Annotated in this window: 1 protein-coding gene; it reads right to left on the minus strand. The window is 66.7% G+C overall.

The window, feature by feature from the left end; translation table 11 throughout:
* On the minus strand, positions 1-521 hold a 521-nt coding region (locus J0A65_RS25035; RefSeq protein ID WP_232850145.1), incomplete at its 3' end, for a 7TMR-DISMED2 domain-containing protein.
* Positions 522-642: the final 121 nt, after the last annotated feature.

Raw genomic sequence — 642 nt, forward strand, 5'->3', positions numbered from 1 at the left:
GTCATGCTGCCGCGTGAGTCGACACGCAGGTACAGCGTGCGGCGCTCTCCCGGTTGCAGGACGATGTCGAACACGGGATTACGGTGGCCGACACTGCGCTGGGCATAGGGCACGGTGTCTCCGCTGCGTGACTGCCGGATGCCGTCGGCGCCGACATCGTACAGGCGCACTTCGTCCAGCGAGGCGTAGCTGAGTTCCAGGCGCCAAGTGCGCGTGTGCTTCGCCTCCGACAGCAGCGGTAGGCGCAACCAGATCACGCCGGGTATATAGCCGAAGCTCAGGTCGCGTCGAGTCAGCGAGCTGTGGAATGGCGCATCGCTGCGCATGACTTCGTCCAGGCTCGATGTGCCCTGCGGATCGGCCAGGAAGTCGACCTGGCCGTACAGGTCCTGCGTCGGCGTGTTCTCGGCGAGGCGCATCTCGGCGTGCGCTGCCGGGCCGGCCAGCAGCAGGCAGAGCACCATGAGCAGGCCCGGCAGCGAGACCGAAAAGTCAGCAGTGGGGCGTCGATTGGCTGGCATGGGCAGGGCCTGGAGAACCGGCATGCCACGAATAGTGGCAGAAAGCCTCCCGCGACAGCTAGTGTCTCGGGGTTCGGGCGTCCTTGTGCAGGTGCGCGCCCAGGGTCCGCAACGGTGCCAG

It is taken from the genome of Bowmanella yangjiangensis, assembly GCF_017255015.1.
Lineage (GTDB): Bacteria > Pseudomonadota > Gammaproteobacteria > Enterobacterales > Alteromonadaceae > Bowmanella > Bowmanella yangjiangensis.